Source organism: Sporosarcina sp. E16_3 (assembly GCF_017347125.1).
Lineage (GTDB): Bacteria > Bacillota > Bacilli > Bacillales_A > Planococcaceae > Sporosarcina.
Genome location: NZ_JADPRX010000001.1, coordinates 294,601 through 314,988, shown reverse-complemented (window position 1 = coordinate 314,988; position 20,388 = coordinate 294,601). Strand labels below are relative to the sequence as shown.

Annotated in this window: 22 protein-coding genes and 2 pseudogenes; 22 read left to right on the top strand and 2 right to left on the bottom strand. The window is 42.3% G+C overall.

The genetic code is table 11. The features are described 5' to 3' along the window. Window positions 1-32: 32 nt before the first annotated feature. From gcvPA to I2483_RS01515, 3 genes are all read left to right on the top strand, one after another. Entirely contained in the window at window positions 33-1,379 is a 1,347-nt protein-coding gene (gene gcvPA, locus I2483_RS01525) for an aminomethyl-transferring glycine dehydrogenase subunit GcvPA (protein ID WP_186670575.1), read from the top strand. Next, entirely contained in the window at window positions 1,372-2,832 is a 1,461-nt protein-coding gene (gcvPB, locus tag I2483_RS01520) for an aminomethyl-transferring glycine dehydrogenase subunit GcvPB (protein WP_207149718.1), read from the top strand. The genes gcvPA and gcvPB overlap by 8 nt, the downstream gene beginning before the upstream one ends. A gap of 132 nt (window positions 2,833-2,964) precedes the next feature. Continuing rightward, entirely contained in the window at window positions 2,965-3,375 is a 411-nt protein-coding gene (locus tag I2483_RS01515; protein ID WP_207173348.1) for a hypothetical protein, read from the top strand. 121 nt (window positions 3,376-3,496) lie between these two features. Here the strand turns inward: I2483_RS01515 and I2483_RS01510 are convergent, their stop codons facing one another. Next, window positions 3,497-3,814 carry a rhodanese-like domain-containing protein gene (locus I2483_RS01510; protein ID WP_207173718.1) on the bottom strand — a complete coding sequence of 106 codons (318 nt, stop codon included), beginning with the start codon at window positions 3,812-3,814 and terminating at the stop codon, window positions 3,497-3,499. A 368-nt stretch (window positions 3,815-4,182) separates the two neighbouring features. Between I2483_RS01510 and I2483_RS01505 the strand changes: the two genes are divergently transcribed. The 5 genes and pseudogenes from I2483_RS01505 to I2483_RS01485 form a co-directional block, all read left to right on the top strand. Beyond that, window positions 4,183-5,019, top strand: a complete 837-nt coding sequence (locus I2483_RS01505) for a lipoate--protein ligase family protein (RefSeq protein WP_207173346.1) — start codon at window positions 4,183-4,185, stop codon at window positions 5,017-5,019. Window positions 5,020-5,201: 182 nt separating this feature from the next. Continuing rightward, window positions 5,202-5,993: pseudogene (locus tag I2483_RS01500) on the top strand (ribonucleotide reductase N-terminal alpha domain-containing protein); the annotation flags it as partial. A 219-nt stretch (window positions 5,994-6,212) separates the two neighbouring features. Next, window positions 6,213-6,407 carry a helix-turn-helix domain-containing protein gene (locus tag I2483_RS01495; RefSeq protein ID WP_207173342.1) on the top strand — a complete coding sequence of 65 codons (195 nt, stop codon included), beginning with the start codon at window positions 6,213-6,215 and terminating at the stop codon, window positions 6,405-6,407. Window positions 6,408-6,428: 21 nt separating this feature from the next. After that, window positions 6,429-7,085: an LAGLIDADG family homing endonuclease gene (locus tag I2483_RS01490; protein WP_207173340.1), complete on the top strand. Its 657-nt coding sequence runs from the start codon at window positions 6,429-6,431 to the stop codon at window positions 7,083-7,085. 444 nt (window positions 7,086-7,529) lie between these two features. Then, window positions 7,530-9,269: pseudogene (locus tag I2483_RS01485) on the top strand (vitamin B12-dependent ribonucleotide reductase); the annotation flags it as partial. A gap of 301 nt (window positions 9,270-9,570) precedes the next feature. Here the strand turns inward: I2483_RS01485 and I2483_RS01480 are convergent. Next, a complete protein-coding gene (locus tag I2483_RS01480) occupies window positions 9,571-10,545 on the bottom strand; it encodes a DUF1385 domain-containing protein (RefSeq protein ID WP_207173337.1) in 975 nt (324 codons plus the stop codon). A 129-nt stretch (window positions 10,546-10,674) separates the two neighbouring features. Between I2483_RS01480 and I2483_RS01475 the strand changes: the two genes are divergently transcribed. The 14 genes from I2483_RS01475 (at window position 10,675) to folD (ending at window position 20,386) form a co-directional block, all read left to right on the top strand. Then, window positions 10,675-11,103 carry a hypothetical protein gene (locus tag I2483_RS01475; protein WP_207173335.1) on the top strand — a complete coding sequence of 143 codons (429 nt, stop codon included), beginning with the start codon at window positions 10,675-10,677 and terminating at the stop codon, window positions 11,101-11,103. A 62-nt stretch (window positions 11,104-11,165) separates the two neighbouring features. Then, a complete protein-coding gene (gene aroQ, locus I2483_RS01470; protein ID WP_207173333.1) occupies window positions 11,166-11,606 on the top strand; it encodes a type II 3-dehydroquinate dehydratase in 441 nt (146 codons plus the stop codon). Further along, entirely contained in the window at window positions 11,560-12,669 is a 1,110-nt protein-coding gene (locus I2483_RS01465; protein WP_207173331.1) for a M24 family metallopeptidase, read from the top strand. Before aroQ ends, I2483_RS01465 begins: the two co-directional genes overlap by 47 nt. Window positions 12,670-12,694: 25 nt before the next feature. After that, window positions 12,695-13,252 (top strand): elongation factor P, encoded by a 558-nt coding sequence (gene efp / locus I2483_RS01460; protein ID WP_186670562.1) that lies wholly within the window; start codon window positions 12,695-12,697, stop codon window positions 13,250-13,252. 368 nt (window positions 13,253-13,620) lie between these two features. After that, window positions 13,621-13,830: a SpoIIIAC/SpoIIIAD family protein gene (locus I2483_RS01455; protein ID WP_149579799.1), complete on the top strand. Its 210-nt coding sequence runs from the start codon at window positions 13,621-13,623 to the stop codon at window positions 13,828-13,830. Beyond that, window positions 13,809-14,207 (top strand): hypothetical protein, encoded by a 399-nt coding sequence (locus tag I2483_RS01450; protein WP_207173329.1) that lies wholly within the window; start codon window positions 13,809-13,811, stop codon window positions 14,205-14,207. Before I2483_RS01455 ends, I2483_RS01450 begins: the two co-directional genes overlap by 22 nt. Before the next feature lie 15 nt (window positions 14,208-14,222). Next, window positions 14,223-15,122, top strand: coding sequence for a stage III sporulation protein AE (locus tag I2483_RS01445; RefSeq protein WP_207173327.1), 900 nt, complete (start codon window positions 14,223-14,225; stop codon window positions 15,120-15,122). Window positions 15,123-15,319: 197 nt separating this feature from the next. Further along, complete coding sequence (locus I2483_RS01440) at window positions 15,320-15,790, top strand: hypothetical protein (protein ID WP_207173325.1); 471 nt, start codon at window positions 15,320-15,322, stop codon at window positions 15,788-15,790. Next, window positions 15,777-16,325: a SpoIIIAH-like family protein gene (locus tag I2483_RS01435; RefSeq protein ID WP_207173323.1), complete on the top strand. Its 549-nt coding sequence runs from the start codon at window positions 15,777-15,779 to the stop codon at window positions 16,323-16,325. The genes I2483_RS01440 and I2483_RS01435 overlap by 14 nt, the downstream gene beginning before the upstream one ends. 375 nt (window positions 16,326-16,700) lie before the next feature. Continuing rightward, window positions 16,701-17,210: an acetyl-CoA carboxylase biotin carboxyl carrier protein gene (accB, locus tag I2483_RS01430; RefSeq protein ID WP_207173321.1), complete on the top strand. Its 510-nt coding sequence runs from the start codon at window positions 16,701-16,703 to the stop codon at window positions 17,208-17,210. Window positions 17,211-17,224: 14 nt separating this feature from the next. Beyond that, window positions 17,225-18,571: an acetyl-CoA carboxylase biotin carboxylase subunit gene (gene accC, locus I2483_RS01425; protein WP_207173319.1), complete on the top strand. Its 1,347-nt coding sequence runs from the start codon at window positions 17,225-17,227 to the stop codon at window positions 18,569-18,571. Between the two features lie 17 nt (window positions 18,572-18,588). After that, complete coding sequence (locus I2483_RS01420) at window positions 18,589-18,990, top strand: Asp23/Gls24 family envelope stress response protein (protein WP_207173317.1); 402 nt, start codon at window positions 18,589-18,591, stop codon at window positions 18,988-18,990. A 114-nt stretch (window positions 18,991-19,104) separates the two neighbouring features. After that, window positions 19,105-19,485 (top strand): transcription antitermination factor NusB, encoded by a 381-nt coding sequence (gene nusB / locus I2483_RS01415; protein WP_207173315.1) that lies wholly within the window; start codon window positions 19,105-19,107, stop codon window positions 19,483-19,485. Window positions 19,486-19,510: 25 nt separating this feature from the next. Beyond that, window positions 19,511-20,386: a bifunctional methylenetetrahydrofolate dehydrogenase/methenyltetrahydrofolate cyclohydrolase FolD gene (gene folD, locus I2483_RS01410; RefSeq protein WP_207173313.1), complete on the top strand. Its 876-nt coding sequence runs from the start codon at window positions 19,511-19,513 to the stop codon at window positions 20,384-20,386. Window positions 20,387-20,388: the final 2 nt, after the last annotated feature.

Sequence of the window (20,388 nt, the reverse complement as noted above, 5' to 3'; positions counted from 1 at the left end):
CATATACCATTATGAAAAGGGGTTAAGAAGACATGCAGCATCGTTATATTCCAATGACCGAAACCGATCGCGATGAAATGATGAAAACAATCGGGATTACTTCCGTAGATGAACTTTTTGAAGATATTCCTGAAAAGGTTAGATTTAGAGGCGAATACAATATTAAAAAAGCGAAATCCGAGTCTTCATTGACAAAAGAACTTTCAAAACTTGCAGCGAAAAATGCGGATGCGCGTACATATGCATCATTCCTTGGCGCAGGTGTCTATGATCATTACAAACCGATCATCGTCGACCATGTCATTTCACGATCTGAGTTCTATACGGCTTACACGCCTTACCAACCGGAAATCTCACAAGGTGAATTGCAAGCTATCTTTGAATTCCAGACAATGATCTGTGAACTGACTGGTATGGACCTTGCAAACTCATCAATGTACGACGGCGGGACAGCTCTTGCTGAAGCGGGAACACTTGCATCAGGACATACACGCCGTAAGAAACTTCTTGTTTCTGAAACAGTTAACCCTGAATCCCGTGATGTAGTCCTTTCTTATGCGTCTGGACAGTACATCGAAGTTGTCACAATTCCGCAAAAAGATGGCGTTACTGATTTGGCGATGTTGGAAGAAATGATGGACGAGGATACAGCTGCAGTACTTGTGCAATATCCAAATTTCTTTGGTCAAATTGAAGACGTTCAAAAAATCGGGGAAATTGCACACGCTAAAGGTGGATTGTTCGTTGTTTCATCAAATCCACTAGCGCTTGGCATTTTAACACCTCCAGGTAAGCTTGGTGCCGATATTACAGTCGGTGATGCACAACCGTTCGGTATTCCTGAATCATTTGGCGGACCACATTGTGGTTATTTCGCAGTAACGAAAAAGTTGATGCGTAAAGTTCCGGGTCGTCTTGTTGGAGAAACAACTGATGATGAAGGTCGTCGTGGATACGTATTGACGCTTCAAGCACGTGAACAACATATTCGTCGTGATAAGGCGACGTCTAATATCTGTTCAAACCAAGCGTTGAATGCATTAGCTGCTTCAGTAGCGATGACGGCGCTTGGTAAAATTGGCGCACAAGAAATTGCTTACCAAAACATTGTGAAAACGCGCTATGCGAAAGAAACTTTTGAAAAAGCTGGTTTCGACGTTAAATTTAGTGGCTCACATTTCAATGAAATTGTCGTTGATTGCAAACGGTCTGTAAAAGATGTAAATACAAAACTATTTACAAAAGGGATAATCGGTGGTTATGACCTAGGTCTGACGTATCCTGAATTTGCTAACCATGCACTAATCGCTGTAACAGAACAGCGTACGAAAGAAGAAATCGATGCACTTGTGCAGGAAATGGAGGCCCTTCATGCATAAAGATAACCAGGCGTTAATTTTTGAAATTACGAGAGAAGGACGTATAGGCTACAGTCTTCCTGAGCTGGATGTACCTGAACTTGACCTTTCTGATCTATTGCCAAAGGGGTTTGTACGCGAGGAAGTTGCCGAACTTCCGGAAGTTTCTGAACTCGATATTATGCGTCATTACACAGCACTTTCTAATCGTAACCATGGTATCGATTCAGGATTTTATCCACTTGGATCATGTACGATGAAATATAATCCGAAAATCAACGAATCTGTTGCGCGTTATCCTGGATTCGCGAATATTCACCCACTGCAAGATGAGTCAACTGTTCAAGGTGCACTAGAGGTTTTATATGACCTGCAAGAGCATCTTGTGGAAATTACAGGAATGGACGAAGTAACACTTCAGCCGGCAGCAGGAGCGCACGGCGAGTGGACAGCTTTGATGATGATTAGGGCTTTTCATGAAGCAAACGGTGACTTTAAACGTACGAAAGTACTTGTTCCCGATTCTGCGCACGGTACAAACCCGGCTTCAGCTACAGTTGCTGGTTTCGATACGATTACAGTAAAATCAGGTGAAGACGGACTTGTTGATCTTGAGGATCTGAAACGACATGTGGGGGATGACACGGCGGCACTTATGCTGACGAATCCAAATACACTTGGTCTTTTCGAAGAAGAAATTCTTGAAATGGCTGAAATCGTTCACGCTGCTGGCGGAAAACTTTATTATGATGGCGCAAACTTGAACGCAGTTATGTCTAAAGCACGTCCTGGTGATATGGGCTTCGATGCAGTTCACTTGAACTTGCATAAAACATTCACAGGACCACACGGCGGCGGTGGACCAGGTTCGGGCCCAGTAGGCGTGAAGAAGGATCTTATTCCATTCCTTCCGAAACCAGTCCTTGTGAAAAAAGATGAAGTTTACACATTTGAATACAATCTGCCACAGTCGATTGGCCGTGTTAAACCGTTCTACGGTAACTTCGGTATCTATCTGCGTGCATACACGTATATTCGTTCAATGGGGCCAGACGGCTTGAAAGCTGTTACGGAATATGCTGTATTGAATGCGAACTACATGATGCGCAGATTGGAGCCACATTTCGATTTGCCGTATAACCGTCATTGTAAACATGAATTTGTTCTGTCTGGTCGCCGTCAGAAGAAACTTGGCGTACGTACGCTGGATATGGCGAAGCGACTGCTTGACTTTGGCTATCACCCGCCTACAATTTACTTCCCGCTTAACGTTGAGGAAGGCATGATGATTGAGCCTACAGAAACAGAATCGAAAGAAACACTCGATGCTTTCTGTGACGCACTTATCCAAATTGCAAAAGAAGTAGAAGAAAACCCTGAAATCGTACAAAATGCACCGCATACAACAGTCATCAATCGTCTTGATGAAACGAAGGCGGCACGTTTTCCTGTACTTCGTTATACAAAAGCATAAGTAAAATGCAGTAATAATTACAAAGAGCCTACATCCCAATGGAAGTAGGCTCTTTGTGTTTGTCTTTTTCGAGAAATTAAAGTGATTTTGCCCTCCTTGACTACATATGATTAATGGAAGGGAGCGGAAAATGTGAAACGTTCAAGAAGTTCTTTATTCATACTGTGCATAGTTGGTATTTTTCTTACAGTCTATGGAGCAGCCGTTATCTTGCGTCTTATATTTGGGGATTTTTTATTAGTTGGTGGCCTTACTAATCCGAATTATTCATTGCTTGCCTTATTATGTCTGGTGCCGTTTCTGTTCTATTTACTAGTCAGTAGGAATGATTTTGAAAAAGTAAGTGAAGTGATTTTGACAAGTGGGCTCTTTTTTATACTCCTTTTCGTTTATACTAACTTTATTCTTGTACTTGCTTTGACTGAAAACTCATCGGCAATAGCTATCAGATTATTGATTATCTTTCCGATTGTTGCATTGCTTTTAGTAACCATTTTACATTTTTTTCAAAGCGAAAATAGTTGGTGGAAAGAGAAAAATTAAACATGCAGTGCGGAATGAAAATATAAATTGAAATACAAAAGGAGAAGCCGCCTGGGCTTCTCCTTTTATTATCTAATTTCCTACGTTATCGGCATTAATGATGTTATTTCAAAGCGGTAATTTATTTACTTTTCACTTTACCAGTCCATTGACGGAAACCGCCTTGCAGGTGAAACAGTTGCTGATAGTCTTTTTTCCTTAAGAATAATGCTCCGCGTGCACTTTTTCCGCCGTTTTGATCGTACAAATAAACGGGCTTGTCCGAACGGATTTCTTTAAACCGCTGACGGAACTGAGAATAAGGGATATTACGCGCTCCTAAAATATGGCCGGCATCAAAATCTTTTGCCTCACGTACGTCGATTAGCTGTGCTTTCCGATAGCCTTCGATAAATTGCTCCTGCGTCAAGTTTGTTACGGCTTTACGAAGGCGTAGCATCGTCACAACAAAATAAATGATTACGGCGAGAGCGACGGCTCCTAAAAAATAATAATTCAAAACAACTTTCCCCTTTCTCTCTACCTATTCATTATAAAGATTGAACGGCACATGTTCAATGGGCAAGCACCTTTTTGATGTCGATTAAAAAGAAGTCATTATTTAGGGATTAACCTTTTGCTGGTTAATCATCCCTTTTATATGTTGCACTCTTGGCCTATGGTGTAATCGAGGTGCCTTGTCACGAATAGAGTACGGAGCGAATAAAAGACTCAGTTGTCATTATACTGACCCTAAAAGATGAAAATAGATAGCTTAAGTGTTGATGGGAATGATAAAATGATAGTCGTTGTGAAGGGGGAATTCGGATGGGGAAAAAGGTTTGGCATTTCATTAATTCAGGAAAATGTCGCGCATCGTTCAACATGGCGTTAGATGAGGCTTTACTGGAATGGCATAGTAAAGGTGAAATCGGTCCAGTGCTTCGATTTTATGAATGGGAGCCTGCGACATTATCGATTGGTTATTTTCAAAGTGTCGAAAAAGAAATAAATTTGGATGAAGTAAGAAAAAATGGGCTCGGTTTCGTCAGACGTCCTACTGGGGGAAGAGGCGTTCTCCATGAGCACGAACTTACATATAGCGTAATTGTTAGTGAAAGTTATCCAAATATGCCCGAAACGGTTACGGAAGCCTACCGCGTCATTTCGGGTGGTGTGCTCGAAGGGTTCCGTAATCTGGGGTTGGATGCAATGTTTTCAGTACCTAAAACGGTGCAACAGAACGAAGATTTGAAAAAACCAAAAAGTGCGGTGTGTTTTGATGCGCCTAGTTGGTACGAACTTGTCGTTGAAGGTAAGAAAGTGGCTGGCAGTGCGCAGACAAGGCAGAAAGGTGTCATTTTGCAGCACGGTGCGATACTTTTAAGTCTGGATGTGGATAAGCTTGTTTCCCTTTTTACATTCAAATCAGAATTGCAACGTGAACAAATGCGTACAAGCTTGCCTGAGAAAGCGGTAGCCATTGATAGATTGGTTGATCGGCCGGTGACGGTTAGCGAATGTGCCGACGCGTTTTCGAAAGGATTTGAACTAGCGCTAGATATGGAACTGGAACCTATGGAATTAACCGAGCAACAGCTCCACTATGTCTTGGAAATCGAACGCAAGAAGTATGCGAATGACGAATGGACCTTTAAGAAATAACACCTACAACTTTGGAGCTGTTTTTCAAAAAAAGCACGTTTAAATGGCGGAAATAGTGCACTTTGAATTTTGTGTTAAAACAAATTTATTGAAGCTGATTTCAATATGTAGTAGATTAATGAGTAAGAGTAACACTATATATGGTGTTGCGTTATTAAAATCCCAAAAGGAGGGATGCGTTAATGGTCATCGTTTTAAAGAATCAGGAACCCATTCTCGACAAAGAACAATTGAATGCGGATATCGCGAAGTTTCCGCAAGTACATCCAATTACAGAGGACATGCATATCGAACACAAAGGGGTATCCCGACTGGTCATGATTGACAGATATTCGTTTAAGGATACTGAAAAGAAAACACTGAAAGTTGGTGATTTTGTCGTCCTGACAGTGAAGGAAGATCCGAAATTCCCAGCACGTGGACTTGGTTTTATCACCGCGCTTGATGAAAAAAACGGCAAAGCAGATATTTGGATTGAGAAAGATTACCGTTCTGCAATTGATAATCCTGAAGAGCAGGAAAGAGGCATCGTCACAAGACCGATTGAAGTCCTCGAAAAGCCGCTTGAAGTGTTTTATGAGCAGATTGCAAGACGTAATGCGACTGGACTTGCTTCGGTTGAAACGACAGAAGAAAGACGTCAGGAATCGTTCGATCAGTTCTACGATCAGTTGTCAAAACTGAATTTCATCCCAGCAGGACGTGTTTTGTACGGAGCGGGCTCGGATACTGAAGTGACATTCTTCAATTGTTATGTGATGCCTTTCGTAGCTGACTCCCGTGAAGGGATTTCTGATCACCGCAAACAAGTGATGGAAATCATGAGCCGGGGCGGCGGTGTTGGGACAAACGGTTCCACACTACGACCACGTAACACACTTGCACGAGGCGTTAACGGTAAATCATCTGGGTCGGTATCATGGCTCGATGATATAGCGAAATTGACACATCTTGTCGAACAAGGTGGATCCCGTTAACTTTACACGGCGGGATTAAAATTCTGCGAATTGCTGGAACACCCTTAGAGCCTTATTTACCACAACGTGACTGGCGACGGTGAGCGTGAGGGTTTGAAAAAAATAAGGATTGGGCAATCAGCAGCGAAGGGTCTTTGGAAACAAAGATCAACGTTCAACGACTATTAAAACTTCCTAACGTTACCAATATGTTCATATGATTGGAAGGTGGATAGATTGGGGACTACGGAAGGAGTAAACCATAGCGGGCGGCAACGCCGTTATGGGGCGCAGGACAAAGAAGAACTAATCATTACGATTACTAAACTCCATGAAGAAGGCTTAAGTCAGGTCGCAATAGCAAAAAAACTTGGACTCTCTAGAGGTACTATCTTACGGTGGAATCAAGAGCTTCAATTTTTCAAACCTTGAACTCCAGGAGAAGCTGGGAAATTGAAAAATAAAATTTATCAATATGATGAAGATTATTTTGAGGTAATTAATACACCTAACCAAGCTTACATTGTAGGTTATATTTTAGGCGATGGAACGATAGTTGATAGAGGAAAGTCCAAAAGAATTGTTTTATGCCTGGCTGCAGAAGATTTGCAACTGTTGGAAGATATTGCACGGGAACTTAATATGACTGAAGCGATTAAGTTTCGTCTGAAAAGTGCACCCAACGAACAAAATAAATATTCTTTGGCTATTAATTCTACAAAAATGGCTAATGATCTAATTAAACTGGGTATCACCCCTAATAAAACCGGAAAAGAACAGTTTATCAATTTTAATGATAACGAGCTTCAATGGGCTTTTTTACGAGGTTTCTTTGATGCAGACGGGCATATTAGGGTATACCAACGCAATGGATATCAAAAAGGTCGTATGGGGTTTACAGGGAATCTTGTATTATTTAAAGACATCCTAACCTTTTTACAATCCGAAGGTTTTGCGCAGAATGTTAGATCAATTACCAAAAAGAAAGGCTGCTACGATATCTACGTCAGTAGCATAAAAGATTTGAGAGCAATTTGTAACCTTCTTTATCAACATGGAGATATAAAGTTAAATCGTAAATTTATTAGGTTTTTATCTTTGATGAGATAGTCTGATCTTATGTGAAAGCATGAGAGTTGGGCAGAAATGACCCAACCCTTCCAAATAGGGAGAGTAACATTCAGCGTGGAGCGCAAATGATTATGTTGGCGGATTAAACAACAATGCTAGTCCGCGTCGTTCAGATAATGGACGACTAGAAAATCGGGTGAATTGCGAAGAACTCCTTAGAGGCCATTAAGCTACAACGCGACTGGAAACGGTGAACGTGAATGCTTAAAAATTGATGGCATTGGACAATCCGCAGCCAAGCACCGTGTTAGGTGAAGGTTCAACGACTATCGAAAACATTCGAAATGAATGGAAGTAGAGTAGGGAAGATACAGTTCTTTCCGAAGCGCCCGGCCCCTACCAGATAACACTGAGGGTGATGATATAGTCTACTCCGTCTGCTACTATTTGCAGAGAAATATCCTGAAAAGGACGGTATTTAGGTGGCACCCTGATATTTGCGAATTCATCATCTCGAAAATGCAGAATCCAAGAATTCTACGTTATCTTATGGAACATACCGAAGATGAGATGATCAAAAAGCTCGCAAATGAAAAACTGAAATTCAAACCGCTAACAGCCCAGGAAGAATCGATGTACCAAGGGATTATCAACTATCGAACGATTCCTGGTTTGGGTGGATTCAATGAGGCAATCATGAAAGACGCTGACACGAAATTGCGCGACGGCGGGACATATTCCGTACATAATGCGGAATTCCTCACAGGTGCAAATATTTCCGTCACATTGACGGATGATTTCATGAAAGCCGTCGAACAGAACGCAGATTATGACCTCCGTTTCCCAGCTGTCGAGAAGTATTCGCCAGAAGAAATGGTGACGTACAATGAAGAATGGCATAAAGTCGGCGATGTCCGTGAATGGGAACGCCAAGGATTCGCAGTACGTGTTTATCGGACAATCAAGGCGCGTGCACTTTGGGATCTAATCAACATTTGTGCAACGTACGCTGCAGAACCAGGTATTTTCTTCATCGACAATGCCAATAACGAAACGAACGCCAAAGCTTACGGCCAGCAAGTCGTAGCGACAAACCCGTGTGGAGAACAACCTCTTGCTCCTTATTCAGTTTGTAATTTAGCTGCTGTAAACCTAGCTGAAGTGGCAGATAAAGAAACGAAAACAGTAAACCATGAAAAATTACAGGAAATCGTTCGTGTCGGTGTTCGTATGCAAGACAACGTTATCGATGCAACGCCATATTTCCTTGCAGAAAATAAAGTACAAGCACTCGGCGAACGTCGTGTTGGACTCGGTGTCATGGGTCTTGCTGATCTCTTGATTTATTGTGAAAAAGAATACGGTTCTCCTGAAGGCAACGACCTTGTCGAAAAAGTATTCGAAACAATTGCAACGTCAGCTTACCGTGAATCAATTGAACTTGCGAAAGAGAAGGGAAGTTTCCCGTTCCTCATTGGCAAGACAGACGAAGAAACAAAAGCTCTGCGTACTGCATTCATCAATACAGGTTTCATGAAAAAAATGCCGGAAGATATCCGTTTGTCCATTTTGGAACATGGTATCAGAAACTCTCATCTTTTAACTGTTGCTCCAACGGGATCCACTGGAACAATGGTTGGCGTAAGTACCGGGTTGGAACCATATTTCTCCTTTTCTTATTACCGCAGTGGACGCCTTGGTAAATTCATCGAAGTGAAAGCTGAAATTGTAGAAGAATATTTGGAGAGCAATCCTGATGCAGATCCGGAAAACTTGCCGCACTGGTTCATCTCATCGATGGCGCTGGCACCTGAAGCGCATGCAGATGTTCAGTGCATCATTCAACGCTGGATTGACAGTTCGATTTCGAAAACGGTCAATGCACCGAAAGGCTATACAGTTAAGCAAGTAGAAAGCGTCTATGAGCGTCTCTATAAAGGTGGAGCAAAAGGCGGTACAGTCTATGTAGACGGTAGCCGTGATTCACAAGTGCTGACACTAAAAGCTGAAGAAAATGACATGGATTCGGGTTATGTTGAAGAAGTCGTCGAAAATCGTAAAGTTGTTCTCGTTAATACAATTCAGGATTTACGTTCGACAAATGTCACGATAGGATCCGAAGTTGGGGATACATGCCCTGTATGTAGAACAGGCACCGTCGAAGAAATGGGCGGCTGTAACACATGCACAAACTGTAATGCACAATTGAAATGCGGTCTTTAATCAAATGAAAAAGCGGAAGCAGCCATAATCGGCAGCTTCCGCTTTTTTTGTTGTCTAGCTTCAGGCGCCAACTCCTCGAGTTATAAGTCGTTTTACTGTGAGGGCTGAAGAACGCGCTCTACGTAAACCGTCTCTTGCCTGTCGCGTGCCTACAGGATGTAGGTCATGCAGCTGTTGCCACAGGAAGTGGCGAATATGGGCTGCGTTCATTTATAACAGGCGCCTTGTGCTTTTCATGTTGTCTAGCTCCAGGCGCCAGCCGCTTATGCCTGTCGCGTCTAGAAGGCGCCTTTCGCTTTTCTTAAGTTACAGGAACAGTTTCTGTTTCAGAATCACTTTTCGTTACAACTTCCATAGCTACAGCGCCATGCTCTTCAATCTCAAGTAACCTTTCGAATGAAGCAATTGCGACTTCCACTTGCTTGTCATCCGGTTCTTTTGTCGTCAACAACTGGAGCCACAATCCAGGATACCCAAGATATTTTAGTACTGGAACGTTACGAAGCGAGTTTGTTAATTGTAAAACCTCGAAAGAAATACCAAGCACAACCGGAATAAGAAGAATGCGGTTCACAATGCGCAACCAAAATGGATCGGTCGGCACGAGGAAGTAAACAAACATCCCGACAATCACAGTAAATAGCATGAAACTACTACCGCAACGGAAATGAAGTCTCGATTGCGCTTGAACATTTTCGACTGTCATCGGTAAGTTATTCTCATATGCGTTGATTACTTTATGCTCAGCCCCGTGATATTGGAATACTCGTTTAATAAGGGGAGTCATCGAAATGAGCGAGACATACGTCAGTAACAAAATAAGTTTGAACAAACTTTCAAGTAAAATTTGGGCAGTTTTTCCTGGCGCAACAAATTGTAAAGCTTGTGCAAGAAAAACGGGGATAAGCGTGAAAACAAATTTCCCGAAAAGCAAAGATAACACTCCAACCGCGGCGACACCAAGAACCATCGCCAATTTTGAAGTCTCTTCTTCTTTCTCTATTTCTTCACCAGGCATTACATCGTACCGCTCACTCGAAAATGTTAAATGCCGCGATCCGACGCCAGCAGATTCGATTAATGCAACTATACCCCGAACGAATGGGATTTTTTTCAGTTTCATCCGGACACTATTCTTTTCTTTTGGTAGATGGAAGTAATCGATTGTATCGTCCTTCCGTCTAATTGCCGCCACAGTATGATTTTTACCGCCGAACATAACCCCTTCGACAAGTGCTTGACCCCCGTAAGCAGGAGGTTGTTGTTCTTTTCCCATACATTTACCCACGCTTTCTTTTATATCAACCAAATCCTATAATTCATTATACTAAAAAACGGCCATACACTCCACAATGATGTTTAAAATGTTCTGAACCTCCCGACACTTTGTACAGGAGGGATTTTCATGATTAATAAAACATTACTATGGACCGCGCTAGTAGGCGCTTTTTTTACGACAATTGCGCTTAAATTTCTGCAGTTATTTAATTTCATAAATTGGTCGCCTGTTGGCTGGGCAAAAAAGTGGCATTTGTTTCCGTCCGCCCATTTCACAATTAAATGGGCCTTGCTTTTTATGGCGCTAGTATTGTTATACGCTATTGTTTATTTTGCGGTTTCATTCACAACGTCAATTCCGCCATCTATTACAGCCTTAATTATCGGAGTTATCGTTGTTTTTGCGGTTGAATGGACGATTGGTTCACCGAAAACGCCCTTAGCTGCAATGAAATCCATATCACTACCATATTTCGCTTTAATGGCAATGGTTTTCAGGTTTATTACCGGAACGGCCGTTTTTATGAAGAAACTTTCGGGTGAAAGTGTAAAATGAGTTGCTACAAAAGAACGATATGATAAAATGGGATAGACAACGGTGAGGGGAATGGTGTGGCGATGAAGTTACTAATTCTGAACGGACCCAATCTTAATCGGCTCGGAAAGAGAGAGCCGGGTATTTATGGTGCAGAAACATTGGAAGACGTTGAACGCAAATTAGACAAGATTGCGTTGTTACATGGTGTTGAACTATCATTCTTCCAATCTAATTGGGAGGGTGCCTTAATCGACAAAATCCATGAAGCAGATGACGTTGGCCTGGATGGTATTGTCTTCAATCCAGGCGCGTTTACACATTATAGTATTGCTTTGCGTGATGCTGTCGCGTCTATTAATGTACCTGTCATCGAAATCCATATTTCGAACATACATAGCCGTGAACCGTTCAGAGAAACATCCGTTATTGCGCCAGTCTGTATCGGCCAGTTAGCTGGATTCGGCACTGCCGGATATGAACTCGCCTTCCACGCTTTCCTTCTCCGGGGAAAAGGGGTATGAAACTGTGAAATTGACAAAACTACGTGAACTGTTAACAGAACATGGCATTGACGCACTACTCGTTACGAACTCGTACAACCGTCGTTATATGACTGGCTTCACGGGGACAGCAGGGCTTGCTCTTATCTCGTCTGACGACGCAGTGTTCATTACAGATTTCCGTTATACTGAACAGGCGGAAAGAGAAATCAATGGCTTCCGGATCGTTCAGCATACGGCAACCATCATCGAAGAAGTGGCCGAGCAAGCAAAAAAAATGAAGCTTCGGACAATCGGTTTCGAAAAAGATGATCTGTCATTCGGTCTTTACGAACTATATAATGGAAAAGTCGAAGCGGAGCTTAAACCTGTTTCGGGCCTCGTTGAAAAACTGCGTATGGTAAAAACGGAAGATGAGTTAGCTATTTTGAAAAAAGCGGCTAAAATTGCAGATGATGCATTCACGCATATTTGTACATTCATCAAACCAGGCGTGACGGAACTCGAAGTGTCGAATGAACTGGAGTTTGCGATGCGTAAACAAGGGGCAACGTCATCTTCATTCTCAATTATCGTGGCGTCTGGCTTACGCGGTGCACTTCCGCACGGAGTTGCAACTGACAAAGTCATCGAATCGGGAGATTTTGTCACGCTCGACTTTGGCGCATTGTATGAAGGCTATATTTCAGATATCACGCGTACGGTCGCAGTCGGTGAACCTTCTGACAAACTGAAAGAAATTTACGCAGTGACTCTTGCAGCACAAGAACTTGCTTTAAAAGAGATCAAACCGGGTATGACTGGAATAGAAGCTGATGCAATTGCGCGCGACTATATAAAGTCTAAAGGCTATGGTGAAGCATTTGGTCATTCAACGGGACACGGTATAGGTCTTGAAGTGCATGAAGGACCGGGATTATCTTTCCGTTCTTCGACGGTACTTGAGCCGAATATGGTTGTTACAGTTGAGCCAGGTATCTATCTGCCTGGAATTGGCGGCGTCCGAATCGAAGATGACATCATTATGACGCAAAACGGTAATGAGCGTTTGACACATTCTACAAAAGAACTACTTATCTTATAATCTACTATTAATTGGAGGAATCATCTTGATTTCAGTAAACGACTTTAAAACAGGATTAACAATTGAATTTGACGGGGATATTTGGCGCGTAATGGATTTCCAACACGTTAAACCAGGTAAAGGCGCGGCGTTCGTTCGCTCGAAACTGCGTAACCTACGTTCAGGAAACGTCAATGAAAAAACGTTCCGCGCTGGAGAAAAAGTGGCGAAAGCGCAAATTGATAACCGTCGCATGCAATATTTGTATGCAAATGGAGACGATCATGTCTTTATGGATAACGAATCGTACGAACAGATTGAACTTCCAGAGAAGCAGATTGAAGACGAATTGAAGTTCCTAAAAGAAAATATGGAAGTTCACGTTATCATGTTTAAAGAGGAAGTACTTGGCGTTGAACTGCCTGTAACAGTCGTTCTTGAAGTTGCAGAAACGGAGCCGGGTATTAAAGGCGATACAGCGAGCGGTGGATCTAAGCCAGCTAAAATGGAAACTGGTGTTGTTGTACAAGTGCCATTCTTCATCAACATTGGCGATAAACTTATCATCAACACAGTGGAATCTGAATACGTTTCTCGCGCATAAAGAGGAACGCAGTTTAAGGCCGCCACGTCATGTGGCAACAACTGAATGACCTACAATCCTGTAGGCCTAAGCTTTAACGGCCGCTTAGACGCGACAGGCATAAGTCAGATAAAAGAAGGCAGTCTAAGTTGGCGACATCGTGTCGCAAAGACTGCATGACCTGCATCATGCAGGCCCAAGCGGTGTTCTTTACCCGGGAAGGATGTAGTTCAATCATTCCTAGCTGGACTGACTTATGATCCGAGCGTCTAGCCGGTGTAGCCTAGACAAAATCCAAAAACACCTTGCGTTCCCAATCGGAATGCAGGGTGTTTTTTGCATATGAGCTGATCCTTGCACATAGGATAGTGCAATGGGGGGAATACCGGATGGAACTAAATGATTTGCTACGCGTTGCCGGTATCGGATTAGTCATCGGTTTTCTGCATATCTTTTTCGAGCAGACTGATAGGAAAGAGTTTTCCTTTTTTCTTTTTTTCATCGCCTATATATATATCACTGCTGAAATGCTCCGCTTCCTGAAGATTTTCTTCACTGAAATCACGGAGTTTTTCCAGTGGCTGTCGATGTCAGTCTGATGTTAACATTAATTCAATTAATTGTAGTTTTCCTTATTCTCCTCCTCATTTCATTTGCTGTACCTAAATTGCAGCCACTTTTGTATGCATCTATTTTTTTCTATTTTCTATTCCACCTGCTAGTTACAATCGTCTTTCCATTTGGGAAATATTTTGTTGCCTTGTTTGAACCATTACCGGATCCATTTGCAAAATTATTGATTGGTAGTGCCATTCTGTTTTATGTCTCTGAGCTCATTGCAAAACATATCGAAGAGGCAGGATACGGCTCGCTTGCCGCAGTAGCTCATTTCGCTGTAAAAATTACCATACTGACTTTGTGGATGCAGCAGACGTCCGCATTAATCGAAATTCTCTCAAAACTCATTACAAAATGAACAGGCGGGGCATCCATGATTTCTTTTATAGAATCGATACTCGGAACCGTATTGTCAAGCTTTGTCATCATTATTATTGCTACGTTCATGGCATTGTTGGTGGATTTTTTATTCCCTTCATTTGCAAAGTGGACGAGGATGATTTTGATTTTTATTGTTGTAACGGTCGTGCTGCAACCGGCATTTGAACATCTGACTCTCATCCGTGATATTGCAAACTCGATATCGATGATGTTTATTTCTATTTATCCGATATTGACCGCCAGCATGGTTGCTGCGGGCGGAGCATTCAGTATGTTGAACTTTCAGCCGGCTATGTTGTTATTTGCAAATGGTGCAATTGTTCTCACGGAAAAAGTACTCATACCACTTTTATCTGCAGCACTAATCTTGGATCTTGTATCTAGGATACTTCCAGCCGTACCGTTTACAAAAATGGCGGATTTAATTCGGACGACCCTTCTCGGGACGGTTTCAGCCGTTGTTGCGGCATATTCCATTTTTATAACTGTGGGAGGCACGATGTCTTGGGCGCTCACTGGGCTAGCGAGCGAACCTATTAAAGAGTTAATACGTCAAAATGTACCTCTAATTGGTTCATTTATGACTGAAAGCATGGGGACGATTGGCCGCTATTCGTCGGGGGCGAGTGTTTTCGCAGGAGGTTGGCTTATATCGGCAATTTGGACTGTTGCACTCATTCCATCGTTTAAAACACTGCTTACCGCTTTTTTCTACAGATGGACTGCAGCACTCATCGAACCATTTGCGAATGAAGATATCACTGGGATTTTGGATGATATCGGAAGAACATTATTTGTGTTATGTGCGGTTTCCTTTTTAATCGCTTTTGCGTTTATCTATACTGCGCTTTTTTCAATAATCCTTGTGAAGTTGATTACTACGATGAAATGAGGCGGGGAATGGAGTCTTTTTAGCAGGTGTTCTGCTTATCACCCTTTTTGCTTCAACAATTATGTTGTTATTTCCAAATGAAACAGAAGAAAATTTCCTGCCAATTATTAAACTCGCGATGGGCATTTGGATGATTCAATCATTCTTCAAGATTTTTGGTCATAGCCTTCTATGAAACTGCATAAAATGATTCATTGATGACAGGTCGTACAAGCGGCACAATGAGCGGAAATGGTGATTATATGCACAAACCAACAAGGAAAACCCATACGATCCTCCTCGGAACGATTGTTATCCTGGTCATCATTTTCATCAATTCTAGTCTTGGTGTCATCGGGGGGGAGAAGGGAAAGAGGGAGGAGAGCGGGGAATTTGCAGCACTACAAGAGGCGCTGATGAAAATTGAAGGGATTGGGGAAATCTCGTTATATTTCCATTATGAAAATAGGGAGACCACTAATCAGTTATCCAATTACTTTTCAACGTCCACTGCATCGGCTAATAAGGGAAGTGAGCTACAAGGCGTACTTGTCGTTGCGGAAGGCGCGGAAGACTTGAAAATTCAGAGCAAATTATCGAAGATCTTGTCAACCGTCCTCCAGCTGCCCGAACATCGAATTGTCATCGCAAAAATGAATAATAGGGGGAACACTAATGAGAACGAATAAAAGAACAGTATGGTTTTTAACATTGCTTAGCCTAGTTGCAGTTATCTCCATCTATTACATCAAGGAAAAATCACCAATGCCGTTCGATGGAATCAACATTTTTAAAGACTCAGATAGTGCTGTACAACTGGTCGAAAAAATGAGTGATACAGAAAAAACAGCACCAGTCTTCGCTGAGGCCGTTGTATTCGAAGAAATGCGAATGACGGTACGTGATGAACGAAGTAAAACCGGGGAGCAACTGATGTCTAAAATATTATCGTCTGATTTAACAGCCGAACAAAAAAACGAAGTGTACGAAGAAATGGGTCAGCTGAATAAACGTGCATCAGCTGAGGCACTGATGGAATTACAAATTATAGCGATGGGATATCCTGAAGCATTTGTCTACAATGAAGACGGAGAAGTGAAAATTACTGTCCTTTCCCAGGAAGGCCATTCAGCTAAAATGGCGGAAGAAATTACTCATTACGTCATGACAAGTTGGAAAGATGCAAAAGCAGTGGATATTACTTTCACTGGTGACGCGGAATGAGTACGGAAAATGAAGGCCCTAAATAGGGTCTTTTTTTTATTGCATAGGAAATTATAAAATCTCGTACTGTGGATAAGTTGTAACTTAAAGATTTTACGTCTAGCCCCTGGGCCCACACGACGTGGGTCATGCAGCTATTGCGACAGGATGTCGCGATCCTAAGCTGCCTTCCTCTGTCGCTGGAGGCCTGTGGGTAAAGGCAAAGAGCGCCTTTATCTACAGGCCTCCAGCGCTTGTCGGGGCTGAACAAGCGCTTATGCTTTTGTTCTTTTACAGCAAACTTTAATGTAAATAACCATTATCTATTTCAATATGGGACGAAAACAGCTAAAATAGTTAAAGAACCTAATTATAATGGAGTCAGGAGAATCGATCATGCTAAAAATTCAAGAAATCCGTGAAATTATTAAACTAATTGATCAATCTTCAATTGAAAAATTTACTTATGAATCAGATGGTGCAAAACTCGTATTAAAAAAAGGTAGTGGTGCACAAGCTGCAGTAGCTTCAACAGTTGTCGAACAAGAACAACCTGTTCAGCAGGGGATTTCTGCTGTGCAAGTTCAGCGAACAGTAGAAATCGATACACCTCAGCAGGTAACACCAGTGGCACCTGTTGCTGAAGTAAAAGTGGAAGATCCATCGCTGCACAAAATTACATCACCGATGGTTGGAACGTTCTATTCAGCATCTTCCCCGGATATTCCAGCATATGTACAAAAAGGTGACAGTGTGAAGCCAGAAGCTATCGTATGCATCGTAGAAGCGATGAAGCTATTCAATGAAATTGAAGCGGAAGTTTCAGGGGAAATCGTCGAGATTCTCGTGAAAGATGGACAGCTCGTTGAATACGGACAGCCTCTCTTCCTTGTAAGAGCTAATTAAGGAGGAATGAAAAAATGAAAAAAGTTTTAATAGCTAACCGTGGTGAAATTGCCGTACGTATCATCAGGGCTTGTAAAGAACTTGGTATTAAAACGGTTGCGGTTTATTCAGAAGCTGATCAGGAAGCTCTTCACGTCGAATTAGCAGATGAAGCTTATTGTGTCGGTCCAAAATTATCTAAAGACAGCTACCTAAACTTTTCAAATATCATCAGTGTTGCAAAATTAACTGGTTGCGACGGAATTCATCCGGGATATGGTTTCCTAGCAGAAAATGCAAGTTTTGCCGAACTGTGTGAAGAGGTCAATATCGAATTTATCGGACCTACTTCTGACAATATTTCTCGGATGGGTACGAAAGACGTAGCACGCGAAACAATGCGAGAAGCAGGTGTGCCAATTGTTCCAGGTTCTACTGGAATCGTTGCTGATGAACAAGATGGTCTTCGAATCGCTGAAGAAATTGGTTTTCCAGTTATCATCAAAGCCACAGCAGGCGGTGGGGGTAAAGGGATTCGTGTTGCGAGGGATGCTGCTGAGTTAATCAATGGCATCAAAATCACCCAAAAAGAGGCTGCAGCTGCTTTTGGCAATCCTGGCGTTTACCTTGAGAAGTTTATTGAAGTGTTCCGTCATATAGAGGTTCAAATACTTGCTGACAAACATGGTAATACAATTCATCTCGGAGAACGTGACTGTTCGATTCAACGCAGGATGCAAAAGCTTGTTGAAGAAGGACCATCACCGGCCCTAACACCAGAACTAAGATTGGCAGTAGGCGATGCAGCGGTCAAAGCGGCAGAAGCCGTCAATTATGAGGGTGCTGGAACGGTTGAATTCATTTTCGATCATATTAATCAAAAGTTCTACTTCATGGAAATGAATACGCGAATCCAAGTAGAGCACACGATTACAGAAATGATTACAGGTATTGACTTGGTACAACAGCAACTGAAAATCGCGTCGGGTGAAAAACTAGCTTATCGCCAAGAAGATATTAAAATCAATGGCTGGTCAATCGAATGTCGCATCAACGCAGAAAACCCATCGAAAAACTTTATGCCTTCACCGGGGAAAGTAACCATGTATATGCCTCCAGGCGGGTTTGGCGTTCGTGTAGATTCGGCCATGTATACGGGCTATTCAATCCCGCCGTATTACGATTCAATGGTTGCGAAACTCATTGTACATGCGGATACAAGGGATGAAGCAGTAGCTAGGATGAAACGGGCACTTGATGAATTTATCATCGAGGGTGTCGAAACAACCATCCCGTTCCACTTAAGACTTATGGACAACGAAGTCTTCAAATCAGGCGATTTCGATACGAAATTTCTTGAAAAATATTCGATTATGAGCTGATAGGGAGGGGACTTGGAATGACTGACAAAACAATTCCTACATTCGTCGGAATGGCTCCGGCGGGGGATGGTGAGCTTGGACTAGTCCAGCTTGCTCCCGAAGTTCTTGAAGTGATTATCGGAATTGCAACGACGGAAGTTAAAGGCGTCGCGAATACTAGAGGAAACTTTGCTACAGGAGTCGCGGAAAAATTTGGTAAAATGAACTATGGTAAAGGGGTCAAAACGGAATGGTCTGAAGATGGCTTGGCGATTGACGTCTATTGCGTTGTCGAATATGGCTACTCTGTACCTGCTATTGCCGCGGATATCCAAAAGCAAGTTCGTCATGCAATTTTCCACATGACTTCCCTTGAAACGAAAGAAGTCAATGTCCATATTACAGGGATCCAGTTTGAGGCTGGAGCGGAAACGGTATGATCTGAAAAGCATCGTCCAGCCGGATGATGCTTTTCAACTTGTCTTACTGTATCCGGCAACCTGTTTATGCTATGATAATGCCCTAGAGATACGGTAGTGGAGGAGAATAAGAAGATGAAGCGAAAAGAAGCACGTGAAAAAGCAGTACAAACCCTTTTTCAACTTGATAATACAGAATTGAGTTTAGATGAAGCTATTAACTACATTATTGAAGAACCGGCAAACCGCTTCTATGAACAGCTTGTGCGGGGAACTGTGCAAAATAAAGAAGCAATAGATGAGGTCCTCACAGGTAAGCTAGAACACTGGTCATTGGATCGTCTTCCGAAAATTGAACGGACCGTTTTGAGAATTGCAGTTTATGAATTGCTGTTCAATGAAGAAGTACCACACAGAGTGGTCTTGAATGAGGCAATCGAGCTATGTAAAACATTCGGCGATGAAAAATCTGGCCGTTTTGTGAACGGTGTACTATCGAAGTTTGAAGAAAAATAATATAAACCATTTTGGGGGTATCAGGATGACTGGAAAACTGATTGATGGAAAAGCAATTGGACAAGAAATCAGAGACGAAATCAAGGAAAGAGTAACTGCGTTGAAAGTGCATGGTTGTCAACCGGGGCTTGCAGTCGTCCTTGTAGGTGAGAATCAGGCTTCCCGTACATATGTTAGGAACAAGCAGAAATCAAGTTCGGAAGTGGGCATGAAATCTGAACTGATTGAACTTCCAGTCACGGTATCCGAAAAAGAGTTACTCGATCATGTTACACGGTTGAATAATGATGATTCAATTCATGGTATTCTGGTTCAGCTTCCATTACCTGACCATATCGACGAAAATCTTGTCATCCGTGCAATTGATCCGACAAAAGACGTAGATGGATTCCATCCGGAAAACGTTGGGAAAATGATTATTGGTCAAAAAGCATTCCTATCATGCACACCATACGGTATCATCAAACTTCTCGAACGGACAGGTACTGAAATAAGCGGTAAGCATGCTGTTATCGTTGGTCGCAGTAACATTGTCGGAAAACCGATGGGCCAATTGCTATTGCAGCGTGATGCTACAGTCACGTACTGCCACTCTAAAACGAAGGATTTAGCCTCATTTACAAAACAGGCTGATATTCTAATTGTCGCAATTGGCAAGACAAAGTTTATTACAGATAAGCACATTAAAGAAGGTGCTGTCGTGATAGATGTTGGCATGAACCGCGATGAGAATGGTAAATTATGCGGGGACGTTGATTTCGAATCGGCAAAAACGAAAGCTTCAGCTATTACACCGGTTCCAGGTGGGGTAGGTCCAATGACGATTACGATGTTACTGAAAAATACACTTCATAGTGCAGAAAAAGCTTCTGCAGAAGGCAAATGTTCACAAATACTATAAAA